Origin of the sequence: Kitasatospora sp. NPDC089509, assembly GCF_044749365.1 — a bacterium.
Taxonomy (GTDB): domain Bacteria; phylum Actinomycetota; class Actinomycetes; order Streptomycetales; family Streptomycetaceae; genus Kitasatospora.
The window spans coordinates 122,147-144,955 of the sequence record NZ_JBIVHS010000023.1 but is presented as its reverse complement, the minus strand read 5'-3'; the positions used below and the strand labels follow the sequence as shown (position 1 = coordinate 144,955).

The following is a 22,809-nucleotide window of genomic DNA, read 5'->3' as shown; positions in this document are numbered from 1 at the left end:
GCTACGGCTACGGCTACGGCTACGGCTACGGCTACGGCTACGGCTACGGCCGGGCGTAGTAGTCCGGGGTGCCCATGATCCAGAGGCTGGCCTGCTTCACCGGCATGCCGACCCGCGGCGCCTCGATCATCTGGTCGTCGCCGATGTACAGGCCGACGTGGTGGATGTCCGCGGCGCGGCCGGTGTCGGTCCAGAAGACCAGGTCGCCGGGGCGCAGCTGGCGGTAGCTGACCGGGGCGGACTGGGCGTACTGGTCGGCGGCGAAGTGGTTGAGCTGCCGGCCGCCCTCGCGCCAGGCCATCATGGTCAGCCCCGAGCAGTCGTAGCCCTCCGGCCCCTCGCCGCCCCAGATGTAGGGCAGGCCGATCTTGGACTTGGCGAAGGCGATGGCGGCGGCCGCGCCCTCGGCGGACCACGGCCGGCCCGCCGGCGGTGGTGCCTGGGCCTTGGCCGCGGCGGCCGCGGCGGCTTCGGCCTCGCGGGCGGCCTGCTCGGCGGCGGCCCGGGCGGCCGCCTCCGCCTCGCGGGCGGCGATCGCCTCCAGCGCCTCGCGGCGCTGGCGCTCCAGCTCGACGGTGGTGTTCCGGGCGGCGGCCAGTTCGGCAAGCAGCCGCTCCCGGTGCGCGGCCGCGGCGGCGACCTCGCCCTGCTGGGCGGTGAGGCGCTGCTGCGCCCTGGTCCGGGCGGCGCCGACCTCGGTCGCGGCGTGCTCGGCGGCCCGGGTGGCGGCCTGGGCGGCGGCGGAGGCGCTGCGGGCGGCGGCGGCCGTGGAGGTGGCGGCGTCCAGGATCTGCCGGGTGCGTTCGCTGACCACGCCGATCACGGCGGCGCGGTCGCCGGCCTCGCGCGGGCCGTGGGCGCCGAGCAGGGCGTTGAGCGCGGACAGTTCGGCGCCCGCGCCCTGGCGGTACGTCTCGGCGGCGAGCCGGGCGGCGTCCTCGGCGGCCGTGGCGCGCGCGGCCTCGGCGGCGGCCGCGCGCCCGTTGGCGGCGGTCTCCTCGGTGCGGGCCCGGGTGAGGGCGAGCTGGGCGCCGTTGTAGGCCTCGACGGCCTGTTCGGCGCCGCGGCCGGCCCGGTCGAGTTCGGCCCGGGCGGCGGTCAGCGCGGTCTCCAGCGTGGCCGCCGAGGCGGCCTTGCCGTCGGCCTCGGCGCGGGAGCGGTCGATCTCCTCGACGGAGGGGTACGGCTCCTGGCCGGTGCGGGGCGGCCCGGCCGCCGGGTCGGGTGCCGCCGGAGCGGCCTGGGCGGCGGGGAGCAGCCCGAGCAGGGCGGTGAGGGACAACAGGAGGGTCGGCAGGATCCTGCGCGCCACGAGACATCCCTTCTCACGGTCCGGAGGGGACGGCGGCGGATGCCGGGCGGCGCGCGGCCGCCGGGGTCACCGGGGCTGCGGTCGAGGCGGCGGGTGTGACGGCCGGGGCGGCCGGGATCCGACGAATCATCCCATCACGTGACAGAACGGTCACTCGTCGCTCATGTTCTCAACTCCGGCGGCTTTCACACCTGGAACGCACTCCGCCGGTCGGGTGACCATCAGATGATCCGATCGCGAGTCAACTCCGCGCGGACGCCCACGGTATACGAACCAAGGCCGGAAGGGGCGGATCTAACGATGGATCCGGCGGGTCCGGGTGCGCAGGTGAGGGTGCCGACCGGGACGGCGCTCCTGGCCGGTGGGGCCGACGGCGTACGTCCGGTTGCGTCCGGCACGGACCGCGCGGCGGCGCTGCTGGGCCCCGGCCGAACGGCCCGGGGCCGCGTCGGAGGGCCCCTCGGCCGGTTGCGGGTGCGGTGCGGACGGGCGCGGCGCCGAGGCGGCCACCGCGGCCGAGCGGCGGTCGGCGAGCCGGGCCTGACGGCGAGCCAGCCCCCGGGCGGCGTGGGCGTCGAGGTGGGCGGTGGCCCGGGCGGCCATCCGTTCGGCGACCCGGTGAGCGGCCGGGTGGTTGGCGGACACCTTGTCGGGCGCGCCGGCGATCAGGTCGAAGAGCCAGGTGCGGGCGCGGTCCGCGCGCCGGTGCAGCAGGCGTTCGCGCCGCAGCGCACGCGCCCGGCGGCGGGAGCGCGTGGTGTAGCGCCAGCGGGCCCACGGGCTGCTCGGGCGGGCCAGCCGGATCGCGCCGATCCAGGACAGGCCGGGGACCATGATCCCGAGCAGGCCGGTCCACACCTTGCCCTTGAGCAGGGTGATCACCGAGGCCAGCGCGTTCACCGAGATGATGGTGATCAGGCCCCACCGGGTGTCCTCGCCGGGCAGCGCGCCGAACGGCACGTACCCGATCAGCAGCAAGGCGGTGGAGAGGATGCCGAAGATCACCGCGTCCACCGACTTGCGGCCCTGTTCGCTCCAGTAGACGTCGTCCAGGTGCAGGATCAGCGCGAACTCGTCCAGCACCAGCCCGCAGCCGATGCCGAAGAGCAGCCCGAACACGTCGATCCACGGGGTCCCGCCGTAGGTGGCGAACACCCCTATGCCGCCGACCAGCAGGAAGCCCAGGCCGAACACCATGTGGTGGATGTGCAGGCCGCCGGGGGTGACGTTGCCGGGCCACCAGCGCACCTGGGCCCGGATCATCCGCACGCTGAAGCGGATGAACACGAAGGAGGTGATGAAGCCGACCAGCAGCAGGAACAGCGGTTGCTTGTGCGCGTTGACGATGTGCTCGCGGTAGCTGTCCAGCAGTGTCGTCATGGGTCTTACCTTCGTTCCTGGTCCTGCGTCCTACCTGCCGTGACATGGCCCGGGCCCCAACACCGGCCCAACACCGGGCCCGCTAACGAACCCAACGCGCGGTCAGAACCCACGGGTGCGCTTGGCCGCCCGGCGCGGCATCGCCGGGTAGAGGGAGGGGAGCTCGGCGCCGACCGGCAGCTTCAGGAAGAGCCGGGCTATCTCCCCACCGAGGTTCACCCCGACGGCCAGCGCCATCGCGATCGCCGCCGCCCGGAAGACCGACACCAGGCCGGCGCTGGAGTGCCCCTGGGCGAAGGCGAGCATCCCCAGGTAGAGCGCCGAACCGGGCATCAGCGGGCCGATCGCGGCGGTCACGTAGGGCAGCGCCGAGCCGTTGCGGTAGCGCGCCATCAGCTGGCCGAAGAGGCCGACCAGGCCGGCCGCCACGCCGGTCGCGGCGATCGGGTTGACGTGGGCGTTGTAGACCAGCGCGCCGTAGCTGGCCCAGCCGATGCCGCTGTTGAGGGTGACCAGCGCGAGGGTGCGGCGGTCGGTCTGCAGCAGGGTGGCGAAGGCCAGGGTGAGCACCATCGCGGCGATCATCTGGACCGGCGGGTAGCTGATGCCCACCAGGCTCTCGTCGGGTTTCAGCTTCGCCTCGAAGCCGACGCCGAGGTAGAGGATCATGATCACGCCGATCACGATGCCCGCGACCAGGTAGACCACTTCCAGCAATCGGGCCGCGGCGGTGATGTAGAAGCCGGTCAGGCCGTCCTGGACGGCGGCCACCAGGGCGCGCCCGGGCAGCAGGGCGAACAGCCCACCGGTGATCACCACCGAGCCGCGCAGGCCCCAGTCGTTGAAGGACAGGATGATCCCGGAGGCGGCGGCCGGCATCGCGGCCGCCACGAACTGGTAGAACTCCGGCAGTCGGCGCTTGGCCAGCGCGGACGCCAGCCGGTCGCCGAGCACGGCCGCGACGAAGGCGCTGGCGAAGACCAGCCAGGCCTTGTCGTCGAACCGCCCGCCGACCAGGAAGGTCGCCGCGCCGGCCAGCAGGCCGGTGGTCAGGGCGAGGAACCAGGCCGGGTACGGGTGCCGGTTGCGGCGGATCAGGGCGAGCCGGCGGTAGGCGTCGTTGACCGTCACCTCCTCCGCGGTGATGTCCGCCACCAGCTGGTAGACCGCGTTCAGCCGGGTGTAGTCGGAGGTGCGGCGGCGCACCACCCGGTCGGCGGTGACCGGCGGCTCGACCAGCGAGGGCTGGTGCGAGATGCCGATCAGGGTGAAGGTCACCTGCGGCTCGCAGCGGTCCAGCCGGTAGGCGTGCGCGATGCCGAGCATCGCCGCCTCGACGTCCTCGGCGGCCTCACCGCTGGCCAGCAGCAGTTCGCCGATGCGCAGGGTCAGGTCGAGGATGCGCGGCACGTTGCGGGTGACGGCCGCCGAGGGGTGCATCTCGCGGGCGGTCCGCTCGAAGGCGGGGCGCTCGGACATCGGGGTGCGCAGCAGGGTGCGCATCCGGTCCGGCCAGGGCGCCTCGCCGGGGGCGCCGGCGGTCAGCTCGGGGATCGGGATGCCGGTGGGCGGGGTGTAGCCGGCGGCGCGCCACTCCTCGGGGGTGAGGGTGTCCTCGGCGACCGAGCGGCGCCGGGCCGGGCGCGGCTGCTCGGGCCGGGCGTCCCGGGGGCGTACGTCGACGGTCAGCTCGGGGTGCGGCTCCAGCGGCGGTCCGGACCGCCGTCCCGGCCCCGGCTCGGGCTGCGGGCGCGGCCCCATTTCGGGGGACGGCCCGGGGGACGGTTCGGGGGCCGGAGTCGGTTCGGGCTCGGGGGCCAGCAGGCCCTTGGTCTCCGGGACGGGCGGGACGAGCGGGACCACGGTGACCGGGTCGACGACCGGGGCCGGGTGGCCGAGCAGGCCCTCGGTGGGCGGCGCCTCGGCGGGGTGCACCGGCTTCGGCGGTGTCTGCCGCACCTGGCGGACCCCCCGGCCTCCCCTCGCCCGCTTGCCCGCACCCGGTCGGCCCCGCTTCGGCACTTCCACTCCTTGCCGCCCCTGGTGGCCGCCGGCCACCGTTCGATCTCGGGTTACACCTTGCCTGATCGAACAGCCGGACGCACATGTACGAGACGTCAGGCGGCGCCGCCCCCGGGCGCCTACCCGGCGCGGTGGTCCGCGGTGGAGGCCGCTCCGGAACGGCGCGCCCGGAGCAGTTCGACCGCCACCGGGACCACCGAGACCAGCACGATGGCGACCAGGATGGCCTCGATGTTGTCCCGGACGAAGGGGATCTGCCCGAGGAAGTAGCCGAGCACGGTGACCCCGCCGCCCCACAGCACCCCGCCGACCACGTTGAAGATCACGAAGCTGCGGTAGTTCATCCTGCTCACCCCGGCGACGATCGGGGTGAAGGTGCGCACGATCGGCACGAAGCGGGCCAGCACGATCGCCTTGGGGCCGTGCCGGTCGAAGAAGGCGGCGGCCTTCTCGACGTTCTCCTGCTTGAACACCCTGGAGTCGGGCCGGCGGAACAGGCTCGGTCCGACCTTGCGACCGAACAGGTAGCCGACCTGGTCCCCGGCGATCGCGGCCAGCACGATCAGCGTGCAGACCAGCCAAAGCGGCTGGTGCAGGTAGGTGCCGCCGGCCACCAGCAGGCCGGTGGTGAACAGCAGCGAGTCGCCGGGGAGGAAGAAGCCGATCAGGAGGCCGGACTCGGCGAAGACGATCGCCAGGATGCCGATCAGGCCGAAGGTGGAGATCAGGGTGGTCGGATCGAGCCAGGACGGGCCGAGGGCGAGGCTGGTCACGGTGCGGGCGCTCCTGGAGGTCGAGTCTTGGCAATGCAAGAGTAAAGCAATGACAAAGACTCGTCGGGGAGCTGGATGGTTCCCCGACCGGCCGCCGGTACGGCCGGGGAACCACCGGGGTCACGTAGCGCGGCGGCCGAGGCGTTCGGTACGGCGGCCGCGGCACTCGGCTCAGAGGCCGTAGCGCTCGACCACCTCCCGGTGCGGGGCGAGGTCCGCCTCCGCCGCCTCGGCCAGGTCGAGCCAGGCCAGCGGGTGCGCCCAGTCGGCGGTGAGCCGGTGCAGCAGTGCGTCGGCCGCCTGGGCCGAGGCGGTCGGCGGGACGCCGAGGGCGGCGTAGATGCCGGGAAGGTCCCCGTCCCCGCCCTCCTCCGCCGGATCGGTGACCCGGTACTGCTCCCCGCTGTACGCCCAGACCGCGAAGCCGGCCTCGCGCAGCGCGTCCCGGAACCCGGCCCAGGTCTCGTCGCCGGGCCAGGCGCCGTCGATCCAGTAGCTGGTGTAGCCGGCCGGGTCGAGCAGGGTCAGCAGGGCGAAGACCGGGCGCCAGCCGGCCCGCTCCTCCTCGGGGGCGTCCTCGGCCGGCGGGCGCTCCAGCAGGGCCGGGGCGAAGACCACCACGTCACCGTGGTTGAGCGTGAGGTCCGCGCCGAGGACCGGCAGGATCCGGGCGGTGGCCGGACCCGTCCGGACCGCGGGCAGATCGGCCGTCGCACCGTTGGTACGGGGGGCGCGGACGGTGATCAGCTGCCACTCCTCGTCCACCGGGCCCTCGGGCTCGTCGAACTCGATGCCGATCCGGGCACCGGTGGAGCGGACCACGGCCCAGTCCCGGTTGGCGCTGGCGGCGGTGATCAGGTGCCAGAGGTCGGGCTCCTGGACCGTCAGGTGGAGCTGCTCCTCCCCCACCTCCTCGACGGTCCGGGCGTGCGCCAGCAGCTCCTGGTAGAGGCGCTGCGCGGTGGCGTGGTCGCCCAGCTCGGTGGCGGCGGCCGCGGCCAGCCGGCGGGTGTTGATCCGGCTCGCCTCCAGCGCCAGGATCGCCCCGCACTGCTCCAGCACCTCGGCCCAGCGGCCCTCCGCCGCGGCCCAGCGGGCGCGTATCCAGTGCCCGTCGGCCGGGGCCGTCGCGGCCAGCCGGTCGGCGAGGCGGCGGACGCCCTCGGCGTCCCCGGCCTCGATCAGGGCCTGGCCGAGGGTCCCGGTCAGCGTCTCGCTGCCCGGGTCGGCCTCCAGCCGCTGCCAGAGCAGGTCGGCGGCGGCCCGGGCGTGGCCGAGGCCGCCGAGCACGTTGGCCAGCAGCACGGCGAGTTCGGTGGCGCCGGCCTGCTCACCCCGGTACCGGTCCAGGGCGACGGAGAGCAGGTCGGCGCCGGTCTCGACGGGCACCTCGGCCTCGGCCAGGTACGCCGTGAGTTCGCCCGGCGGCACCGGCAGCTCGGGGACCGGCAGCGCTTCGGCGGCCGCGCGCAGGGCGGCGACCTGCTCGGCCACGCCCTCGGTGCGGCGCAGCCGGCCGAGCTTGCGCTCCCCGGTCGCGGCGAGCGTGAGCGCCACCGTACGGGCGCCGCGGGCGAGCGCCAGCCGGCCGGCCGCCAGCAGCAGGTCCACACAGGGGCGGTGCGAGCCGGTGCCGTCCAGGTACCCGACCCAGCGGGCCACCGCGGCGCCCAGCTCGGCGTCGTTCTCCCGGGCGCCGGCCGCGACCAGCAGCTCGACCGTACGCGTCCAGGCCTCGCGCAGGTCGGCGTGCCGCTCGGCCTCGGCCTGGGCGGGGAGCAGGGCGAGCGCCTCCGCCGTCCGGCCGAGCGAGGCGAGCGCGCGGGCCCGCAGCAGGGCGCCCCAGCGCCGGTCGCTCTCGTCGAGCTCCTCGTTCCGGGCCTTGGCCGTCCGCTCGGTGGTGTCCAGCAGGGCGAGCACCTCCTCGTGCCGGCCCAGCAGGTGCAGGGTGCCGGCCCGGGCGCGGTGGAAGCGGAGCGAGACCTGCTGGCCCGCGGCCTGCATCCGGGCGGCGGCGGTGTCCAGGTGGGCGAGCGCGTCGGCGGGCCGGTCGTCGTCCTCCAGGGCGTCGGAGTACTCGCGGGAGAGGCAGTCGAAGCAGGCGCGGCCGGGCTCGATCCGGTCCAGCGTCTCGCCGACCACCTCCAGGCGCTCCGGGACGTACCCCGGGCCGTCGACCCGGGCGTGGCAGATCGCGAAGTCCTGCACCACGCAGACGGACTGCGGGCAGCCGGCCGTCTCCTCGCGGTGCGCGAACTCCAGCAGGTCGACCACCTCGGGCATGACCGACTCGCCCTGCTGGCGCTTGTTCAGCAGGTTCTGCATCCGCCAGTGCCGCAGGTAGACCTCGACCCAGGGCAGACCGAGGGCGCGGGCGGAGGCGAGGGCCTCCGGGTAGGCGGCGTCGAGCTGCTCGTTGCGGCCCTCGGTGGCGTGTTCGGGCAGCTCGTAGATGGCGTCGGCCAGTCGGGCGTGGCCGGCCGTGTGGAGCTGCTGGTGGGTGTCGCGCACCCACGCCCAGATGTCGGTGGTCATGGTCGTTTCCCCTGCGTCGTGCTGATGAGTTGTCTATCGCGAACCACTGACAGTCCGTCCGTCACGCTTCCCCGGGGCCACTGGAGGAGTCACCGGAGGGACTGCCGGAGGGGTCGCCGGGGAGGGCGCCGGGGCTGTCCGGGACGTCCGGCAGGCCGACCGGGACGGCGGCCGTGAGGGCGGAGACGGCGGTGCCGATGCCGGCCAGCGCGGCGCCGAGGTCGCCCTCGGCGGGGCCGGTGGCGGCAGCCGCCATGATCACCTTGAGCGAGCGGAGCAACCCTGCCGCGGTGGCGCTGCCGGTGTGCCCGGTGCGGTAGGCGGCCAGCAGGTCCCGCACCGCCGGGCAGTCCAGGTTGAGGTAGAGCCGGGCCTTGACCCGGCCGTCGGTGCGGGCGGTGAAGGCCCGGGCGAGCCGCAGTGCGGCGGACGGGATCCGGGCGTCGGCCTGGTCGTCCTCGATCCGCGCCTTCAGCTCGGCCTCGCGGTCGGGCACCAGGACGAGCGGCAGACCGGGCGGGTCGAAGCGGGCCGGGACGAGCTGCTCGCCCTCGTCCGCGAGGGCGCCGGACAGCCAGGCCGACTCCTCGGCGGGCAGCGGGCGCTCCGGGTCGCGGAACAGTTCGCGGTTGCCCTGCTCGCTGCCGAGCTCGACCAGTCGGCAGCCGCGCAACTGGGCGTAGCGGCGCAGGAACGGCAGGACGGCGTAGCGGTCGCCGCGGGCGATCGGCACCCTCATCGCCCGGTAGAGCATCTCCTCGAAGCCGCCGCCGCTGCCGAGCGCGACGTGCACCGCCCCGCCGCCGGCCGCCCGCAGGCCGCCGGCCGTCAGGTCGCCCTGCGAGGTGGGCACCGGGACGTCGTCGGCGAGCAGGGTGAACAGCCGCTCGTCGCAGAGCGCCGCGCCCAGCAGGTCCTGGCCGTGCCGGGTGAGGATGCGGCGCCAGACGGCGGGGCGCAGCCGGGCCGTCTCGTAGAGGCCGTCCACGATGGCGTCGCCGAGCGCCCGTTGGAGCGCGCGGTAGTGCTCGTCGCGCTGGAGGTCCTCGCGGCTGGCGGTGGGGGTGAGCCGGTTGGACTCGATCACGCCGCCGATGAATCCGGCCCAGCTGGGCAGCAGGTCGCGGGCGTCCTCGGCGAGCAGCATGCCGCGCAGGTAGACGGCGAGGTCGCGGTTGTCGCTGCTGCCGTAGGTGCCGCCGTCCTGGACCCAGAGCAGGCCGATCGCGTCGGTTCCGGCGGTGTCGCCGTCGCCGTCGGGCCCGTCGCTCCCGCCGTCGACCGACTGCGTCTGGGCCGGCTGGGTCGGCTGGACCGGGAAGGCGGTGAGCGGCTCGAAGCGGCGGCCGAAGGCGGTGGCGAAGGCCATCCGGGCGGCGTGCTGGTCGCCCGGCGTCTGCTGGCGCCAGGGGACCCGGACGGCGTTGACGGGCTCGGTGTCCTCGCCGACGAAGACCGGGATCGGCAGCAGCACGCAGTAGCGGCCGAGGACTTCGCGCAGCGCCTGCTCGTCGGCGAGGTGGGCGTGCTCGGCCTTGAGGGCCAGTTCGACGACCGTGCCGGGCTCCGGCCGGGCGGGCACCGGCTCGACCTGGTACTGCTCGCCGCCGCGGCTGCGGTAGCGGTGGCCGTGCTGCGGTTCGCGGTGCGAGGTGGTGGTGACGGTCACCTCGTCGGCGACCGAGAAGGCGGACAGGAAGCCCAGGCCGAAGGCGCCGATCAGCTCCTGGTTGCCGGTCAGTTCGCGCAGCATCCGGGTGTAGCCGGTGCCGACGGTGGCGAGGTAGGCGTGGATCTCGGGCTCGGTGAGGCCGGCCCCGGTGTCCTCGATGGCGACGGTCCGCCGGACCGCGTCGGCGCGCACCCGGATCCGCGGGCGGTGGTCGCCGTCCGGGTCCTCCAGGAGCCGCCGGGTGTGCGAGTCGTGGGCGTTCTGGACGAGTTCGCGCAACGCGACCAGCGGGGTGGAGTAGAGATGGGTGGCGAGGACGTTCACCAGGCCGCCGAGATCGACCTCGGTGGTGCGCAGGTCCTCGGTCGGGGCGGGCTCGGCGGGGGTGGGTTCGGTCGGGACACCTTCAGACATGGGTCCTCAGTGTGCCAGTGCGACAATCTGTCGACCATTTCTTTCTATACATCAGTCTTCCGAGCTGCCGGGCCCACTGCGGCGAGCGGTCCGACCTGACGGAATGACGGATTCTTGTCAATCTGGTCAACCGGAATTGACCGGTCCCCCACCATCGAGGGAAATGCCACCCGTTTGGTGGAGTTCGTCCACGTCGCTGGTGAATGCTGAGTGTGCGACGTCAGGCAACGGCGCGACGGAGCGGCCACTCCGGATCGCGCCACATTCGCACTTCCAGTTCAGGGAGACCATCGTGTCCCGTTTCCGCGCAGCCGCCGCCGTCACCGCCCTCGGGGCCTTCCTCCTCGTCGGCGTCGGTGCCGCCACCGCGCACGCCGACAACGACGCCGGCTCGATCGACCACTCCAACAGCAGCGTGGTGAGCAACGTCGGTTCCGGCAACGTCATCGGCACCGTCCACGGCAACGTGGTCAACACCCAGCAGACTGCGACCGGTTCGGGGGCGAGCAACCAGAACAACGGCCTGGCCTCGGCCGGCAACGGGGGCAGCATCGGCGCCGTGCAGGGCAACGGCAACTTCGACGCCCGGGTCTACTACCCGCACGTCCTCTACTAGCCGCACCGGGCTGCCGCCGGGCCTCCGGTCCGGCGGCGGCCGCCCCGCGGGCCGGGTGCCCGCCCCCTGTCGACCCGGGGGCGAGTGCCCGGCCCGCTGCGCTGCTCCGGTGGTTACGGCAGCTCCGGCGATTACGGCAGCTCCGGCAGTTCCCGTGGCTCCGGTGGTTCGGGCAGTTCCGGGACTCCCAGTGCCGCCCGGCCGATCCGCCGCAGGCAGTCGCCGAGGTCGGGCCGGGCGCTGTGCGGGGCGTTCCGCACCCCGTCGTTGACCAGCGAGAAGAGGGCGTGCACCCGGATCCGGGCGGCCACCGCGTCGTCCTCCGGGCGCACCTGTCGCAGCAGTCCGACCCAGGTGCGCAGGAAGTCACGCCGGAAGTCCACCGCGACGCGGCGGTCCGGCGGGGCCAGCCGATCCGTCTCGCTGAGCATCGCGCCCAGGTAGTCGCCGTTGCGCAGCGCGAAGTCGATGTACGCGCGGAGCCCGGCCGCCAGCGCGGCAGCCGACCCTGCGGAGGACGGTCCGGCGGCGGCCGCGATCGCGCCGTCCACCTCGTGCCAGAGCCGCTCCCGACTGCGCACCAGGGACGCGGCGAGCAGGTGCGCCTTGCTGTCGAAGTGCCGGTACACGCTGGGCCCGGAGATGCCGACGGCGGCGCCGAGTTGGTCGGTGCTGACGTTGTCGAAACCCCGCCGGTGGAACAACCGGACGGCCGCCGCGAGCAGTTCCTCCCGACGCGCCTGCGGCCTGGGCCGCGGTGCCGGTACGGCCGTCCGCGTCGGGCCGGCGGTGGTGCCGTCCAGGGACACCGCGAGGACGGCCGCGACCAGTTCGCGCAGCAGCGGCTCGGCCCGACGGGGCTGCGGCGCGGCCGACTGGTAGGACAGCCCGGCGCAGCCGGAGAGCGCCGACCAGCAGAGCAGTTCGGCGTCCGGGACGGTGAGTTCGGGCCGTTCGGCGCGCAGTACGGTGGCCATCAGGGCGACGTCCGCCCGGAGTTCGCGACGCAGCGCGGCCCGGCGGTCCGGCGGCAGCAGCCGGGCGTCGCGCTGCACCAGGGTGCCGAGCGGCCGGTGGGCGACGGCCACCGCGGCCAGGGCGGCACCGAGTTCGGCGGTGTCGGCGGCCGAGCGCAGGGCGTCGGAGAGCGCCTCCAGGCCGGAGCGGACGGCGCGGTCGAGCAGTTCGGGCTTGCCGCGGAAGTGCCGGTAGAGCGCGGGTGCGGTGATGCCGACCCCGGCGGCGACCTCGGTCATCGAGACCTGGTGGTAGCCGCTGCGGTGGAAGCGGTCGGCGGCCACGGCGAGGATCTGGGCGCGCCGGCCGGGCGGCCTTCGGACCACCATCTGCTCCCCTCCCGTTCTGTCCCCGGGCTCCTGGCGGGCCCGTCCGCAGGCTAGCAAGAATTCACTTGGTCGCCGTGCGGAGCAGGCCCTCGGGGCCGTTCCCCCGGTTGTTCCCTCAGCTGTTCCCCGGGTCGTCCTGGGGTCGTCCCCGGGTCGTTCCCCGGCTCCGGAACGCTGGACAGCCGAAGCTACCCGGGATTAACTTGTCGGGCCACCACCTGGTACGTTCCGCCTCCGTCGGCCCGCCGGCCGGCACCGTCGAAGGGAGCGCCGCCGTGCGCCGCACCGTGTTCAACGAGGACCACGAGGCCTTCCGGGAGACCATCCGGGACTTCATCGCCAACGAGGTCGTCCCGGTCTACGAGAGCTGGGAGGCCGACGGCCACCCGCCCCGCGACTTCTACCGCCAGCTCGGCGAACTCGGCGTCTACGGCATCGAGGTGCCGGAGGAGTACGGCGGCGCCGGCGAGAGCGGGTTCAAGTACCAGGCGGTGATCGCCGAGGAGACCGCCCGGGCGGGCGTGAGCTTCGGCTCCTCCGGCGTGCACACCGGGCTGGTGCTGCCGTACCTGCTGGAGTACGCCAACGAGGAGCAGAAGCGGCGCTGGCTGCCCGGCTTCGTCTCCGGCGACATCATGACCGCGATCGCGATGACCGAGCCGGGCGCCGGCTCCGACCTCGCGGGCATCACCACCACCGCCCGGCTCTCCGAGGACGGCACCCACTACGTCCTCAACGGCGCCAAGACCTTCATCACCGGCGGGGTGCTGGCCGACCTGGTCCTGGTGGTCTGCCGCACCGCGCCGTACGACCCCGAGAACCGCCGGGCCGGACTGTCCATCCTGTGCGTCGACACCACCTCGCCGGGCTACTCGGTCGGCCGCAAGCTGCAGAAGATCGGCCTGCGGACCTCCGACACCGCCGAGTTGGCGTTCGTCGACGTCAAGGTGCCGGTGGCGGACCTGCTCGGCGAGGAGGGCAGGGCCTTCTCCTACCTGACCCACAACCTGGTGCAGGAGCGGCTGGCGATCGCCGTCGGCGCGTACGCGGCGGCCGCGGCGGCGGTGCGGTTCGCGGTGCAGTACGTCAAGGACCGCAAGGTGTTCGGCAAGGCGGTGGCCGAGTTCCAGAACACCAAGTTCACCCTGGCCGACTGCCAGGCCCAGGTGCTGGCGCAGCAGTCGATGGTGGACCGGGCCCTGGAGCTGTACCAGGACGGCGAGTTGAGCGTCGCGGACGCGGCCGCCGCGAAGCTGTTCTGCACCGAGTCGGCCTCCACGGTGATCGACAAGTGCCTGCAGCTGCACGGTGGTTACGGCTACATCCTGGAGTACCCGATCGCCCGGCTCTACACCGACAACCGGGTGTTCCGGATCTACGGGGGCACCAGCGAGGTCATGCGCAGCATCATCGCCAAGTCGCTGGGGCTGTAGGGCCGCAGGCGCGCGAAGCTGCGGCGGGCCGCACCCCCATGGCGGCCCGCCGCGTCCGTTCGACCCGGCGGTTGCGGCCGGGTCCGGCTGCGGCGGCTGGCTGCGGCTGCCCCTCGACGGCGTGCCGGTGCGCTCAGTTGGGTGAGCCGTGCTCCGCGCGCCAGGCCTCCCAGCCGGCCGAGGAGGCCACCTTCGCCTCGTGCAGGGCCCGTTGGGCGAGCGTGGTCGGCGGGGTCTCCATGCTGCGCACCCAGTCGCGGCCCGCGGTGAACAGCGCCGCGCAGACCAGCGCTGCCCCGGCCGCGCCGAGCACCGAGCCGATGCCGGTCAGTACCACGCCGCCGGCCAGCAGCGAGCGATTGACCTGGATACCGCCGAAGATCCTCTGGTTGGTCGCCATGCCTCCACGATGCGGGCAGTCGGTGGGGGCTGCACCTCGGGCGGCCCGGACCGGGGCCCTTCGGAGTGCCTTCGGAGTGCGTTCGCCCGCCCTCGGCGGCTCTCGGGGTGCGCGCGGCCGGTGCGTCCGCGAACCTGGGCACACGGCTTGAGGAGGAGGCGGCGCGATGCCCGATCTCGAACGGCTCGCCGTGGAGCACGCCGCGCTGGCGACCGAGAGCCCGCACGGGCGCAGCGCCCACCTGGTGCTGCACGACGGGGTGCTGCGGCAGACCGTGATCGCGCTGACCGCCGGCACCGCGCTGGACGAGCACGCGCCGCCCAGCGCCGGGAGCGTCCAGGTGCTGCGCGGGCGGGTCTCGTTGACCATCGCCGGGCGCCGGCTGGAGCTGTCCGTCGGCGCGCTGGAGCCCGTACCGCAGGAGCGGCACGGGCTGCTGGCGCACGTCGACTCGGTGGTGCTGCTGACGGCCGTCACGGCGTGACCGGCGCGGCGCCCCGTCGTTACGGCGCCTCGGTCCCCAGCACGCTGCCGCTGACCAGCCGGAGCCCGCGGAGGAACTCGAAGCCGTTCGGCGCCAGTTCGGGCGCGGCCAGCCACTGGGCGACGTAACCGGCCAGCAGGATCTGGTAGAAGGTGCCGCGGGCGAGTTCCTCCTCGGTGTCCGACACCTCGGTCACCCCCTGGAACACCGCGGCAAGGCCGAGTCGGCCCTCCTTCTGCGCCTCCTCGAAGGCCCGCGCCAGTTCGGGGTTGTGCCCGGCCTGGGCGAGTGCCTCGAACTGGGCCGCCCAGAGGCCGCGGTGCTCGACGAACACGTCCCGGAGGCCGTTCCAGACGGCCGCGAAGCGCACCTCCGGATCCTCCGAGACCTGGTTGGCGCCGTACACGACGGCCCCCAGGGCCTCGCCCATCTCGCCGATCGCCTCGATCATCGCGGCGTTGAGCAGCGAGTCCTTCGAGCCGAAGTGGTAGCCGATCGCGGCCAGGCTGACGCCGGAGGCCGTCGCGATGTCGCGGGCCGTGGTGCGTCCGTAGCCCTTCTCGTACAGGCAGCGCTTGGCGCCGGCCATCAGGTCTTCGCGGTTTCCCATGCTCCCGATCCTACGGAAGGTCTGGACGGATGTCTTGCACATGCGTCTTGGACTTTTGTTTTGGACGCTCGTACTAGACAAGCGTCTGACACATCCGTACTGTCTTCCCCATGACCGCAACCACCGGCCGCGCAGGCCGCCGCGAATGGATCGGCCTGGCCGTCCTCCTGCTCCCGACGCTCGTCCTCTCCATGGACATGGGCGTGCTGTTCTTCGCCGTCCCGTACATCTCCACCGAGCTGGCGCCCAGCGGCACCCAGCAGCTGTGGATCATGGACATGTACTCGTTCCTGCTCGCCGGGCTGCTCATCACCATGGGCGCGCTGGGCGACCGGATCGGCCGCCGCCGGCTGCTGATGGTCGGTGCCGCGGGCTTCACCGGCGCCTCGCTGCTGGCCGCCTGGTCCGGCAGCGCCGAACAGCTGATCGCCGCCCGCGCCCTGCTCGGCATCGCCGGGGCCACCGTGATGCCCTCGACCCTCGCACTGATCCGCAACACGTTCCACGACGCCAAGCAGCGGCAGGTCGCCCTCGGCGCCTGGGGCGGCGTCCTCACCGCCGGGGCCACCCTCGGCCCGGTCGCGGGCGGACTGCTGCTCGACCACTACTGGTGGGGCTCGGCCTTCCTCGTCGCCGTCCCGGTGATGGTCCTGGTGCTGCTCACCGCACCCGTCCTGCTGCCCGAGTACCGCGCCGGCGCGGACACCGGCACCGCCCCCGGCCGCTTCGACCTGCTCGGCGCCGTGCTCTCGCTCGCCGCGATCCTGCCGCTGGTCTACGGCGTCAAGACCCTCGCCGTCGACGGCTGGAGCACGCTGCCCGCCCTCGCCACCGCGGCCGGACTGCTGCTCGCCCTCGCCTTCGTGTGGCGCCAGCGCACCGCCGCCAACCCCCTGCTCGACCTCAGCCTGTTCCGGATCCGCACCTTCAGCGGAGCGATCAGCGTCAACACCCTCGCGATGTTCGCGATGATGGGCTTCTCCCTCTTCACCTCGCAGTACCTCCAGCTGGTCAAGGGCATGAGCCCGTTCACCGCCTCGCTCTGGTCGCTGGTGCCCAGCCTCGGCGTCGGCGCGGCCGTCGGCATCAGCTCGGCCCTGGCCGGCAAGATCCGCCCGGCAGCCCTGATGGGCAGCGGCTTCCTCATCGGCGCGACGGGCTTCGCGATGATGACCCAGGTCGGCCCGCACTCGCCGCTGGCGCTCATCCTCACCGCGGCGGGCGTGCTGGCCGCCGGCACCGTCGGCACCATGACCATGACCGCCGAGATGGTCGTCTCCGCCGCCCCGGCCGAGCAGGCCGGCGCCGCCTCCGCCACCTCCGAGACCGCCGTCGAACTCGGCAGCTCGCTCGGCATCGCCCTGCTCGGAGCGGCCGGCGCCGCCGTCTACCACCACCGGCTGGACGGCGCCCTCCCGGCGGGCGTCGACGGCACCGCGGCCCACACCGCGCAGGACACCCTCGGCGGCGCGGTCTCCGTCGCGGCCCACCTGCCGGGGCAGCTCGGCCCGGACCTGCTGGAGGCCGCCCGCGGCGCCTTCACGGACGGCCTGCACGTCGCCGCCGCCGTCGGCCTGCTCTTCGCCCTCGGCGCCGCCCTGCTCGCCCACCGCCTCCTGCGCCACCTCCCGGTCGCCACCGCGGCCGCCCCGACGCCGGAGCCGACCCCGGAGCCCGAGCCCGTCACCGCCTGACCGGCCCGGCCCACGGCGGCCGACGCCCCGATCCACGCGAGTCATCGAGAGCCCCCGCCCGAATCATCGGGCGGGGGCTCTCCGCCGTCCGGGGGCAGCTGGATCTACAGGCCCCGGTAAATGTCGCGGCGGTTCCCCACGGACATGACCCAGACGATCAAGACCCCGTTCTCCACGGTGTAGACGACCCGGTAGTCCCCGACTCTCAGCCGCCACCGGGCCGCGTGCCCCCTGAGGGCCTTGATGTCGAATGCCGACGTGTCGCCGACGTCCAGTGCGCGTTGCAGTTCGGTGAGCCGATGAAGGATCCGAACCGCGTCCGATTGCGGCACCTTGAGAAGCTCGCGCTGGGCCCCCGAGGTGAATCGCGTGACGTAGCCCATCCCGGTCAGCCGTGGTGGTCGCGAATCATGGCGGCCATCTCCTCCAGGGAGACGGAGCCGTCCAGCCCTTCGGCCTCGGCCTCGTCCGCCAAACGGTTCAGCCACTCGTCCTCGGCTTGCTCCGCCAGCTGCTTGAGACGCTGATACTCGGCGATGTCGATCACCACGGCTTCCTGCCTGCCGCGCCTGGTGATGATCGTCGGGGTCTCTTCGCGACGCGCCCGGTCGATCACATCCGCGAGGTGACTCCGCACCTCGGCCATCGACTCGATCACTGGCTCACTCATGGCATAAATGTAGCAGTTGTACATCTGTTGCATATTCGATCCCTCGCGCGGACCGGATGTGGCTGCCGGGCGGACGGCCGAGGCTGGCGCGCCCGGCAGCGAGTCAAGGGAGGCCGGCGAACCGGGTGCAGCTTGGACCGCCGCGCCGCAGAGGGCAGCGGGGCGGGTGAACGGCCGGGCTGGGGGAAGGGTCGGTGGTGGGCGGGGATCGCGTGGCAGGGTGAAGGGATGGGGACTGATCACGGGCGGGTGCGCGGGAGTTATGACGCGGTGGCGGAGGAGTACCTGGGGCGGATCGGGGGTGAGTTGACGCACAAGGTGGTGGACCGGGCGCTGTTGGCGGCCGTGCTGGAGGAGGCCGCCGGCGAGGTGGTGGCGGATCTGGGCTGCGGGCCGGGGCACGTGGCGGGGTGGCTGGCCGAGCGCGGTGCGCGGGTGGTCGGGATCGACCTCTCGCCGCGGATGGTGGAGCTGGCCGCCCGTGAGCAGCCGCAGGTCGAGTTCCGTACCGGTGACCTGCTGGCGCTGCCCGCCGCCGACGGGGAGTTCTCGGCCGCCGTGGCCCTGTACTCGGTGATCCACCTGGAGCCGGCGGAGCTGCTGCCCGCCTTCGTGGAGATGCGGCGGGTGCTGCGGCCGGGCGGGGTGCTGCTGGTCTCCTTCCACTTGGGCGAGGAGGTGCGGCGGCTGGAGGAGTGGTGGGGCCACCGAGTCGACGTGGACTTCCACTTCCTGGAGACCGGCGCCGTCGCCGCGCGACTCGCCGAGGCCGGGTTCGCCGTCGAGGCGCGGCTGGAGCGGGAGGGCCTGCCGGAGGAGGCCGACACCCGGCGCGGCTACCTGCTGGCGCGGCGGCCCCGGTAGCGGCGCGGCGGCCCCGGTAACCGTCGGGGGCGGCGCCCCGGGAGCCGTCCACCCGGGGGTGGACGGCGGTGCGTCCACCTCGGGGTGCGTGTCGCCGCGCCCGGAGGGGAGGACCGTGGAGGGGTACCCACGACCGTCAGGAGCCGCCGTATGTCCGTGCCCGCCCTCCTCTCCCTGCTCGGCCTGGCCTGCTGGATCGGCTACGAGCTGCTGCTGCGCCGCCGCCAGGACGCCGCGGCCGGTACCTGGCGCGCGGACGACCGCGACCGCGGCTCGACCAGGCTGCTGCTCTCCTGCTACGTGGCATCGGCGCTGGCCGTGGTGCTGCTCGCCCGCACCTCGGTCGGCGAACTGCCCGTCTGGGCCCGCTGGTTCGGGGTCGCGGCGGTGGCCGCCGGGCTGGCCCTGCGGGCCTGGGGAATGCAGACCCTGGGCCGCTTCTACACCCGCACCCTGCGCACCGTGGACACCCAGGAGGTGGTCCGCAACGGCCCGTACCGGCTGATCCGCCACCCCGGGTACGCCGGCAGCCTGCTGGTCTGGATCGGGTACGCGCTCGGCACGGCCGGGTGGGTGGCGGCCCTGGTGGTCGCCGCGCTGCTGCTCGGCGCGTACGGCTGGCGGATCGCCGCCGAGGAGCGGCTGCTGCTGTCCGCCTTCGGCCCTGCGTACGCCCGGTACCAGCGGGAATCCAAGCGCCTGGTGCCGTTCGTCTACTGAGCGCACCGGCGTCGTCGGGAGCCGTGTCGCGGGCCGTCGGCCGACCCGGAACACTCGCGGTCCGCTCGAACAGCACCTGGTTTTCGGCCAGCGTTTCCCGACCGGTGTATCCGTTCGGCGTGAGGGCCAGGCATACTGGCGAGCATGGGCGCTCGCGCCCCCCGTGACTCTAGACAAGAAGGGACCGGTGGCCAGGGATGCTGCGGAACGGTCTTGAGCCCTGGCACATCTTGGTGGTGCTGGCGGTCGTAGTCCTGCTGTTCGGATCGAAGAAGCTGCCGGAGATGGCGCGCGGCCTCGGCAAGTCGATGCGCATCCTGAAGGCGGAGACCAAGGCGATGCGCGAGGACGACCCCTCGACCGACGCCGGCACCGCCCAGAGCACGGCCGCGCCGCAGCAGCCGGCCGACCGTCCGGCCGTCACGCCGACCAACGTGACCAAGGCCACCGAGACGAAGCACACCGAGACGACCGCCTGAGTCGGTCGTCCGAGCTGAGGCTCGCGAGTTTCCTGTTGAGCCCCCGGTGGATTCCACCGGGGGCTCAACTGTGTTCCGGGGCAGGTGCGGCCGCCGGTGCCCGGATGGGCGAGCGCGCGGCGGGCACCCGCGAGCTGTACGACGTGGTCATGCGCCCACCTGGGACTCGGTGGTCCGGCGTGACACGGACGGTCGTCGTCGGCGGGCGGCTCGATGCGGGGCGGGGCAGGCTGGGCGGGATGTCCGAAGACCCGCTGACCGTGGATGTGCGCGCCTGGCTGTGGCTGCTGGGCGCGTTCGCGCTGCTGATGACCGGGTACTTCACGCTGCCGCTGGAGTGGCTGGGCGACCGGCGGCCGGTGCTGAGCTGGTCGCTCTTCGTGGCGGCGCTGACCGGGCTGAGCGCGCTGCTGCTGGGCAAGATCGCGGGGGTGATCCGGGGGACGGCGAAGCGGCCGGTGTTCTGGCTGGCGTTCCTGATCTGCCTCGCGGTGACGATCTTCTCGGCGACGTACTACGTGCTGGGCGCCCACAAGGCGGAGTTCGCCGGGCTGGAGACCAGGCTCGACGCGCTGTACTTCACCGTGGTGACGCTGGCGACCGTGGGGTACGGGGACATCACGCCCGCGGGGCAGGCGGCGCGGCTCGTGGTGGTGCTGCAGATCGGTTACAACTTCGTGTTCATCGCGGCGGCGGCCGGGACGGCGTCCCGGGCGATCCGGGGGAACGTGGAGAAGCGGATCCATCGGCAGGGGTGAGTCCGGCTCCGGTTTCCGGCACGGCGGGTCTGTGCACGCGACCCGCCGCACGTCCGGGGTTCGTTCAGTCGTCCTCGTCGGGCGGGGTCGCGCGGAGGGCGGTGACGACGCCCAGGGCGACGGTCGCGATCGCGAGAGCGAGGAGCGTCGCGAAGGCGACGGCGATCAGGAATCGCACGGGCGCTCGCGGTCTCGGTCTCGGTCGGCGTCGAGGAGGAGCGTGAGGAGATTCAACAAGGTCGAGGCCGGCGCCGTGTTGAAGCGGACCAGGACGCGGCCGTCGAGGGTCTTGTCGGTGGTCGCGGAGGGGAAGAGGAGGCCGAACCTGCGGCCGCGCTCGTGGAGTTCGGCGAGCAGGGTGCGGATGTGCTCGTCGGTGTAGGCCCGGATCCGGGGATCGGTGGGCTTCATGGGGTAGCGGTTCACGCGGCACCGTCCAGCTCGCACTCGAACCAGATGGTCTTGCCGCGCTCCTGGCGGTCCACGCCCCAACGGGCGGTGAGGGCCGCGACCAGGTGGAGGCCCCGGCCGGACTCGGCGAGGAGGTCGACGGGCTGGAGGGACGGGAGGACCGGGCTCTCGTCGGAGACCCCGACCCGGAGCGTGCGGGTGGTGACGGAGAGAATCTGGACCACGGGGGCGGGGGTGTTCGCGTGGTTCCACGCGTTCGAGATCAGCTCACCAAGGGCGAGTTGGGCGTCGAACGTGTCGGCGGGCGGCCAGCCCAGGCGGATCATGGCGCCCGCGAGCGACTGACGGGCGAGCGCGAGGGTGGGCGTGTTGCACTGACGCATGGGAGATCTCCCGGCGTGAGATGGGGTGAAGACCCTTCGGACCACTCACTGTTGACGATCCGTCGGATCGATATGACACCGACCATACAGCAGCGGTATCACATGTCTAACGGAAGTCGGATACGTTCACCCTCAAGTGCTACCGCCCGCGCAAGGTGGACCCACGCCCAAGCGGCACGGCAGACTTGAGGCACACCGCAAGGAAGGGCCCCATGCCGCCACGACCAAACCCGACACTCCGCCAACGCCGAGTCGGCGCCGAGCTTCGAAAGATGCGGGAGGCTGCGGGCCTGTCGACTTCCACGCTGAGCAGAGCTCTCGGCATCGACAGGACTCAGATCAGCCAGGTGGAGTCGGGCAAGATCGGCGTGAGCCCCGAGCGGCTCCGCTCGTTCGCCGCAGCCTGCAAGTGCATGAACGAGCCCTTGATCGATGCCCTGGAGAGCATGATCCAGGACCGTTCGAAGGGCTGGTGGGAGGAGTATCGAGGCACACTCCCCGAGGGCAACCTTGAGAACGCGGAGCTGGAGAAGAGTTCACGCGAACTCATGATGTGGCTCCTCACCCACATGCCCGGGCCCTGCCAGACGCTCAGCTACGCCTCATCGGTCTTCGGTCGGGTCTTTCCTCCGCTCCCCAGGCACGAGTTGGAGGCTCGCACCGCGTTCAGGATGCAGCGCAAGGCCGACCTGCGCCGCCATCCAAAGCCGATGACCTTCTTCGTCTACGAGTCGGTCCTACGGACGCGGTTCGGCGGCACCGAGATCCTCAAGGAACAACTCACCTCTTTGCTCGAAGACTCAGAGCTGCCATGGATGACCATCCGTGTCGTGCCGTTCGACATCGAAACCTTCCCCGGGGCCGCCGAAAACCTGACTTACGCGTTCGGTGCGGTCCCTGAGCTGGACACGGTTGAGCGCGAGTCCTCGCACGGTCCGGAATACCTCGACGCCGTCAACGAGCTGAGCAGCTACCGATACATCTTCGAACGCACCGAATCGGCCGCACTGAGCGAGGGCGACTCTCGTGACTTCATTCGCAAGATCGCACGAAACCCATGAAAGGCCCCTCATGACCGACACCGACTGGCAGAAGTCCAGCTACAGCGGAAACGTCGAGAACTGCGTGGAACTCCGTCAGGCCGACGGCGTCGTCGAGCTCCGCGAGTCGGACGAGGGCGACACCGTCCTGCGCACCACCCCCGCCGCCCTCGCCACCCTCCTCCACGGCATCAAGACCGGCGAATTCGACCAACACGCCTGACAAGCTGGCCCCTCGCGCGAACCGCGCGAGGGGCCAAAGACTCCCCCACGGAGACCAAATGCCCGAGGCCAAGTGGCAGAAGTCATCCTTCAGCGGATCCGGTAGCGAGTGTGTGGAGCTCCGTAGGGCCGACAGCGCTGTCGAACTCCGCGAGTCCGACGAGGGCGACACCGTCCTCCGCACCACGCCCGCCGCCCTCGCCGCCCTTCTTCACGGGCTCAAAGCCGGCGAGTTCGACCAACACGCCTGATCGTTCGGCCCCTCGCGCCAACCGCGCGAGGGGCCCAAAGCTCCCCCACGGAGGCCAGATGCCCGACACCACCTGGCAGAAGTCCAGCTACAGCGCCGCGAACAACGAGTGCGTCGAGGTTCGCAGGACGAACGAGGCAGTCGAACTCCGCGAGTCCGACGAAGGCCACTTCATCCTCCGCACTACCCCCGCCGCCCTCACCGCCCTCCTCCACGGCATCAAGGCTGGCGAATTCGACCACCACGCCTAACGCCCCTCCCCCGCGTAGGAAGTCGGCCCGTCCGACTTCCTACGCGAGCACCACTTCGCCAACAGCACCC

Annotated in this window: 25 protein-coding genes; 12 read left to right on the top strand and 13 right to left on the bottom strand. The window is 72.9% G+C overall.

The genetic code is table 11. From position 1 onward, the window contains the following. Positions 1-43: 43 nt before the first annotated feature. From ACIP4P_RS34865 to ACIP4P_RS34840, 6 genes are all read right to left on the bottom strand, one after another. Positions 44-1,312 carry a C40 family peptidase gene (locus ACIP4P_RS34865; protein WP_400925397.1) on the bottom strand — a complete coding sequence of 423 codons (1,269 nt, stop codon included), beginning with the start codon at positions 1,310-1,312 and terminating at the stop codon, positions 44-46. A gap of 294 nt (positions 1,313-1,606) precedes the next feature. Beyond that, the gene (locus ACIP4P_RS34860) at positions 1,607-2,692 is read right to left on the bottom strand and encodes a hypothetical protein (RefSeq protein ID WP_400925395.1); all 1,086 of its coding nucleotides are present in this window, start codon (positions 2,690-2,692) and stop codon (positions 1,607-1,609) included. 102 nt (positions 2,693-2,794) lie between these two features. After that, positions 2,795-4,453, bottom strand: coding sequence for a threonine/serine exporter family protein (locus ACIP4P_RS34855; protein ID WP_400925430.1), 1,659 nt, complete (start codon positions 4,451-4,453; stop codon positions 2,795-2,797). Positions 4,454-4,833: 380 nt separating this feature from the next. Continuing rightward, on the bottom strand, positions 4,834-5,487 hold the full coding sequence (locus ACIP4P_RS34850; protein ID WP_400925393.1) for a DedA family protein: 654 nt from the start codon (positions 5,485-5,487) through the stop codon (positions 4,834-4,836). 171 nt (positions 5,488-5,658) lie between these two features. Beyond that, positions 5,659-8,022, bottom strand: a complete 2,364-nt coding sequence (locus ACIP4P_RS34845) for a hypothetical protein (protein ID WP_400925391.1) — start codon at positions 8,020-8,022, stop codon at positions 5,659-5,661. 61 nt (positions 8,023-8,083) lie between these two features. Continuing rightward, positions 8,084-10,108, bottom strand: coding sequence for an ATP-binding protein (locus ACIP4P_RS34840; protein ID WP_400925389.1), 2,025 nt, complete (start codon positions 10,106-10,108; stop codon positions 8,084-8,086). 292 nt (positions 10,109-10,400) lie between these two features. Between ACIP4P_RS34840 and ACIP4P_RS34835 the strand changes: the two genes are divergently transcribed. Beyond that, positions 10,401-10,724, top strand: coding sequence for a hypothetical protein (locus ACIP4P_RS34835; protein ID WP_350517719.1), 324 nt, complete (start codon positions 10,401-10,403; stop codon positions 10,722-10,724). Positions 10,725-10,855: 131 nt separating this feature from the next. Here the strand turns inward: ACIP4P_RS34835 and ACIP4P_RS34830 are convergent, their stop codons facing one another. Then, positions 10,856-12,070 (bottom strand): TetR/AcrR family transcriptional regulator, encoded by a 1,215-nt coding sequence (locus tag ACIP4P_RS34830; RefSeq protein ID WP_400925387.1) that lies wholly within the window; start codon positions 12,068-12,070, stop codon positions 10,856-10,858. Between the two features lie 275 nt (positions 12,071-12,345). Here ACIP4P_RS34830 and ACIP4P_RS34825 point away from each other — a divergent pair, with 275 nt between their 5' ends. Continuing rightward, positions 12,346-13,503 carry an acyl-CoA dehydrogenase family protein gene (locus tag ACIP4P_RS34825; RefSeq protein WP_400925385.1) on the top strand — a complete coding sequence of 386 codons (1,158 nt, stop codon included), beginning with the start codon at positions 12,346-12,348 and terminating at the stop codon, positions 13,501-13,503. A gap of 133 nt (positions 13,504-13,636) precedes the next feature. On the opposite strand, the gene ACIP4P_RS34820 is transcribed toward ACIP4P_RS34825, so the two are convergent. After that, positions 13,637-13,903 carry a hypothetical protein gene (locus tag ACIP4P_RS34820; protein ID WP_350517722.1) on the bottom strand — a complete coding sequence of 89 codons (267 nt, stop codon included), beginning with the start codon at positions 13,901-13,903 and terminating at the stop codon, positions 13,637-13,639. 166 nt (positions 13,904-14,069) lie between these two features. Between ACIP4P_RS34820 and ACIP4P_RS34815 the strand changes: the two genes are divergently transcribed. After that, on the top strand, positions 14,070-14,387 hold the full coding sequence (locus ACIP4P_RS34815; RefSeq protein ID WP_400925382.1) for a cupin: 318 nt from the start codon (positions 14,070-14,072) through the stop codon (positions 14,385-14,387). Between the two features lie 19 nt (positions 14,388-14,406). Here ACIP4P_RS34815 and ACIP4P_RS34810 read toward each other — a convergent pair whose 3' ends face one another. Then, positions 14,407-14,997, bottom strand: coding sequence for a TetR/AcrR family transcriptional regulator (locus tag ACIP4P_RS34810; RefSeq protein ID WP_400925380.1), 591 nt, complete (start codon positions 14,995-14,997; stop codon positions 14,407-14,409). A gap of 110 nt (positions 14,998-15,107) precedes the next feature. Here ACIP4P_RS34810 and ACIP4P_RS34805 point away from each other — a divergent pair, with 110 nt between their 5' ends. Continuing rightward, on the top strand, positions 15,108-16,691 hold the full coding sequence (locus ACIP4P_RS34805) for an MFS transporter (RefSeq protein ID WP_400925378.1): 1,584 nt from the start codon (positions 15,108-15,110) through the stop codon (positions 16,689-16,691). A gap of 104 nt (positions 16,692-16,795) precedes the next feature. Here the strand turns inward: ACIP4P_RS34805 and ACIP4P_RS34800 are convergent, their stop codons facing one another. Continuing rightward, positions 16,796-17,074 (bottom strand): type II toxin-antitoxin system RelE/ParE family toxin, encoded by a 279-nt coding sequence (locus tag ACIP4P_RS34800; RefSeq protein ID WP_400925376.1) that lies wholly within the window; start codon positions 17,072-17,074, stop codon positions 16,796-16,798. Positions 17,075-17,079: 5 nt separating this feature from the next. Then, positions 17,080-17,361: a type II toxin-antitoxin system Phd/YefM family antitoxin gene (locus ACIP4P_RS34795; RefSeq protein WP_400925374.1), complete on the bottom strand. Its 282-nt coding sequence runs from the start codon at positions 17,359-17,361 to the stop codon at positions 17,080-17,082. A 228-nt stretch (positions 17,362-17,589) separates the two neighbouring features. On the opposite strand from ACIP4P_RS34795, the gene ACIP4P_RS34790 reads away from it, so the two are divergent. From ACIP4P_RS34790 to ACIP4P_RS34775, 4 genes are all read left to right on the top strand, one after another. Further along, on the top strand, positions 17,590-18,225 hold the full coding sequence (locus ACIP4P_RS34790) for a class I SAM-dependent methyltransferase (RefSeq protein ID WP_400925372.1): 636 nt from the start codon (positions 17,590-17,592) through the stop codon (positions 18,223-18,225). A 150-nt stretch (positions 18,226-18,375) separates the two neighbouring features. Beyond that, positions 18,376-18,945 (top strand): methyltransferase family protein, encoded by a 570-nt coding sequence (locus ACIP4P_RS34785; RefSeq protein WP_400925370.1) that lies wholly within the window; start codon positions 18,376-18,378, stop codon positions 18,943-18,945. A gap of 197 nt (positions 18,946-19,142) precedes the next feature. Next, on the top strand, positions 19,143-19,424 hold the full coding sequence (gene tatA / locus ACIP4P_RS34780) for a Sec-independent protein translocase subunit TatA (protein ID WP_350517728.1): 282 nt from the start codon (positions 19,143-19,145) through the stop codon (positions 19,422-19,424). Positions 19,425-19,663: 239 nt separating this feature from the next. Further along, positions 19,664-20,182, top strand: coding sequence for a potassium channel family protein (locus ACIP4P_RS34775; protein ID WP_400925367.1), 519 nt, complete (start codon positions 19,664-19,666; stop codon positions 20,180-20,182). Between the two features lie 165 nt (positions 20,183-20,347). Here ACIP4P_RS34775 and ACIP4P_RS34770 read toward each other — a convergent pair whose 3' ends face one another. Together ACIP4P_RS34770 and ACIP4P_RS34765 are read right to left on the bottom strand one after the other, a co-directional pair. Next, positions 20,348-20,608, bottom strand: coding sequence for a hypothetical protein (locus tag ACIP4P_RS34770; RefSeq protein ID WP_400925365.1), 261 nt, complete (start codon positions 20,606-20,608; stop codon positions 20,348-20,350). After that, on the bottom strand, positions 20,605-20,976 hold the full coding sequence (locus ACIP4P_RS34765) for an ATP-binding protein (RefSeq protein ID WP_400925363.1): 372 nt from the start codon (positions 20,974-20,976) through the stop codon (positions 20,605-20,607). Before ACIP4P_RS34765 ends, ACIP4P_RS34770 begins: the two co-directional genes overlap by 4 nt. Before the next feature lie 212 nt (positions 20,977-21,188). Between ACIP4P_RS34765 and ACIP4P_RS34760 the strand changes: the two genes are divergently transcribed. From ACIP4P_RS34760 to ACIP4P_RS34745, 4 genes are read left to right on the top strand one after another with little or no spacing between them, the layout of a single operon-like run. Then, positions 21,189-22,037, top strand: coding sequence for a helix-turn-helix domain-containing protein (locus ACIP4P_RS34760; RefSeq protein ID WP_400925361.1), 849 nt, complete (start codon positions 21,189-21,191; stop codon positions 22,035-22,037). Positions 22,038-22,047: 10 nt separating this feature from the next. Beyond that, positions 22,048-22,239 (top strand): DUF397 domain-containing protein, encoded by a 192-nt coding sequence (locus ACIP4P_RS34755; protein ID WP_400925359.1) that lies wholly within the window; start codon positions 22,048-22,050, stop codon positions 22,237-22,239. A gap of 58 nt (positions 22,240-22,297) precedes the next feature. Then, entirely contained in the window at positions 22,298-22,489 is a 192-nt protein-coding gene (locus tag ACIP4P_RS34750; RefSeq protein ID WP_400925357.1) for a DUF397 domain-containing protein, read from the top strand. A gap of 58 nt (positions 22,490-22,547) precedes the next feature. Then, positions 22,548-22,739, top strand: a complete 192-nt coding sequence (locus tag ACIP4P_RS34745) for a DUF397 domain-containing protein (protein ID WP_400925355.1) — start codon at positions 22,548-22,550, stop codon at positions 22,737-22,739. The last annotated feature ends 70 nt before the right edge of the window (positions 22,740-22,809 follow it).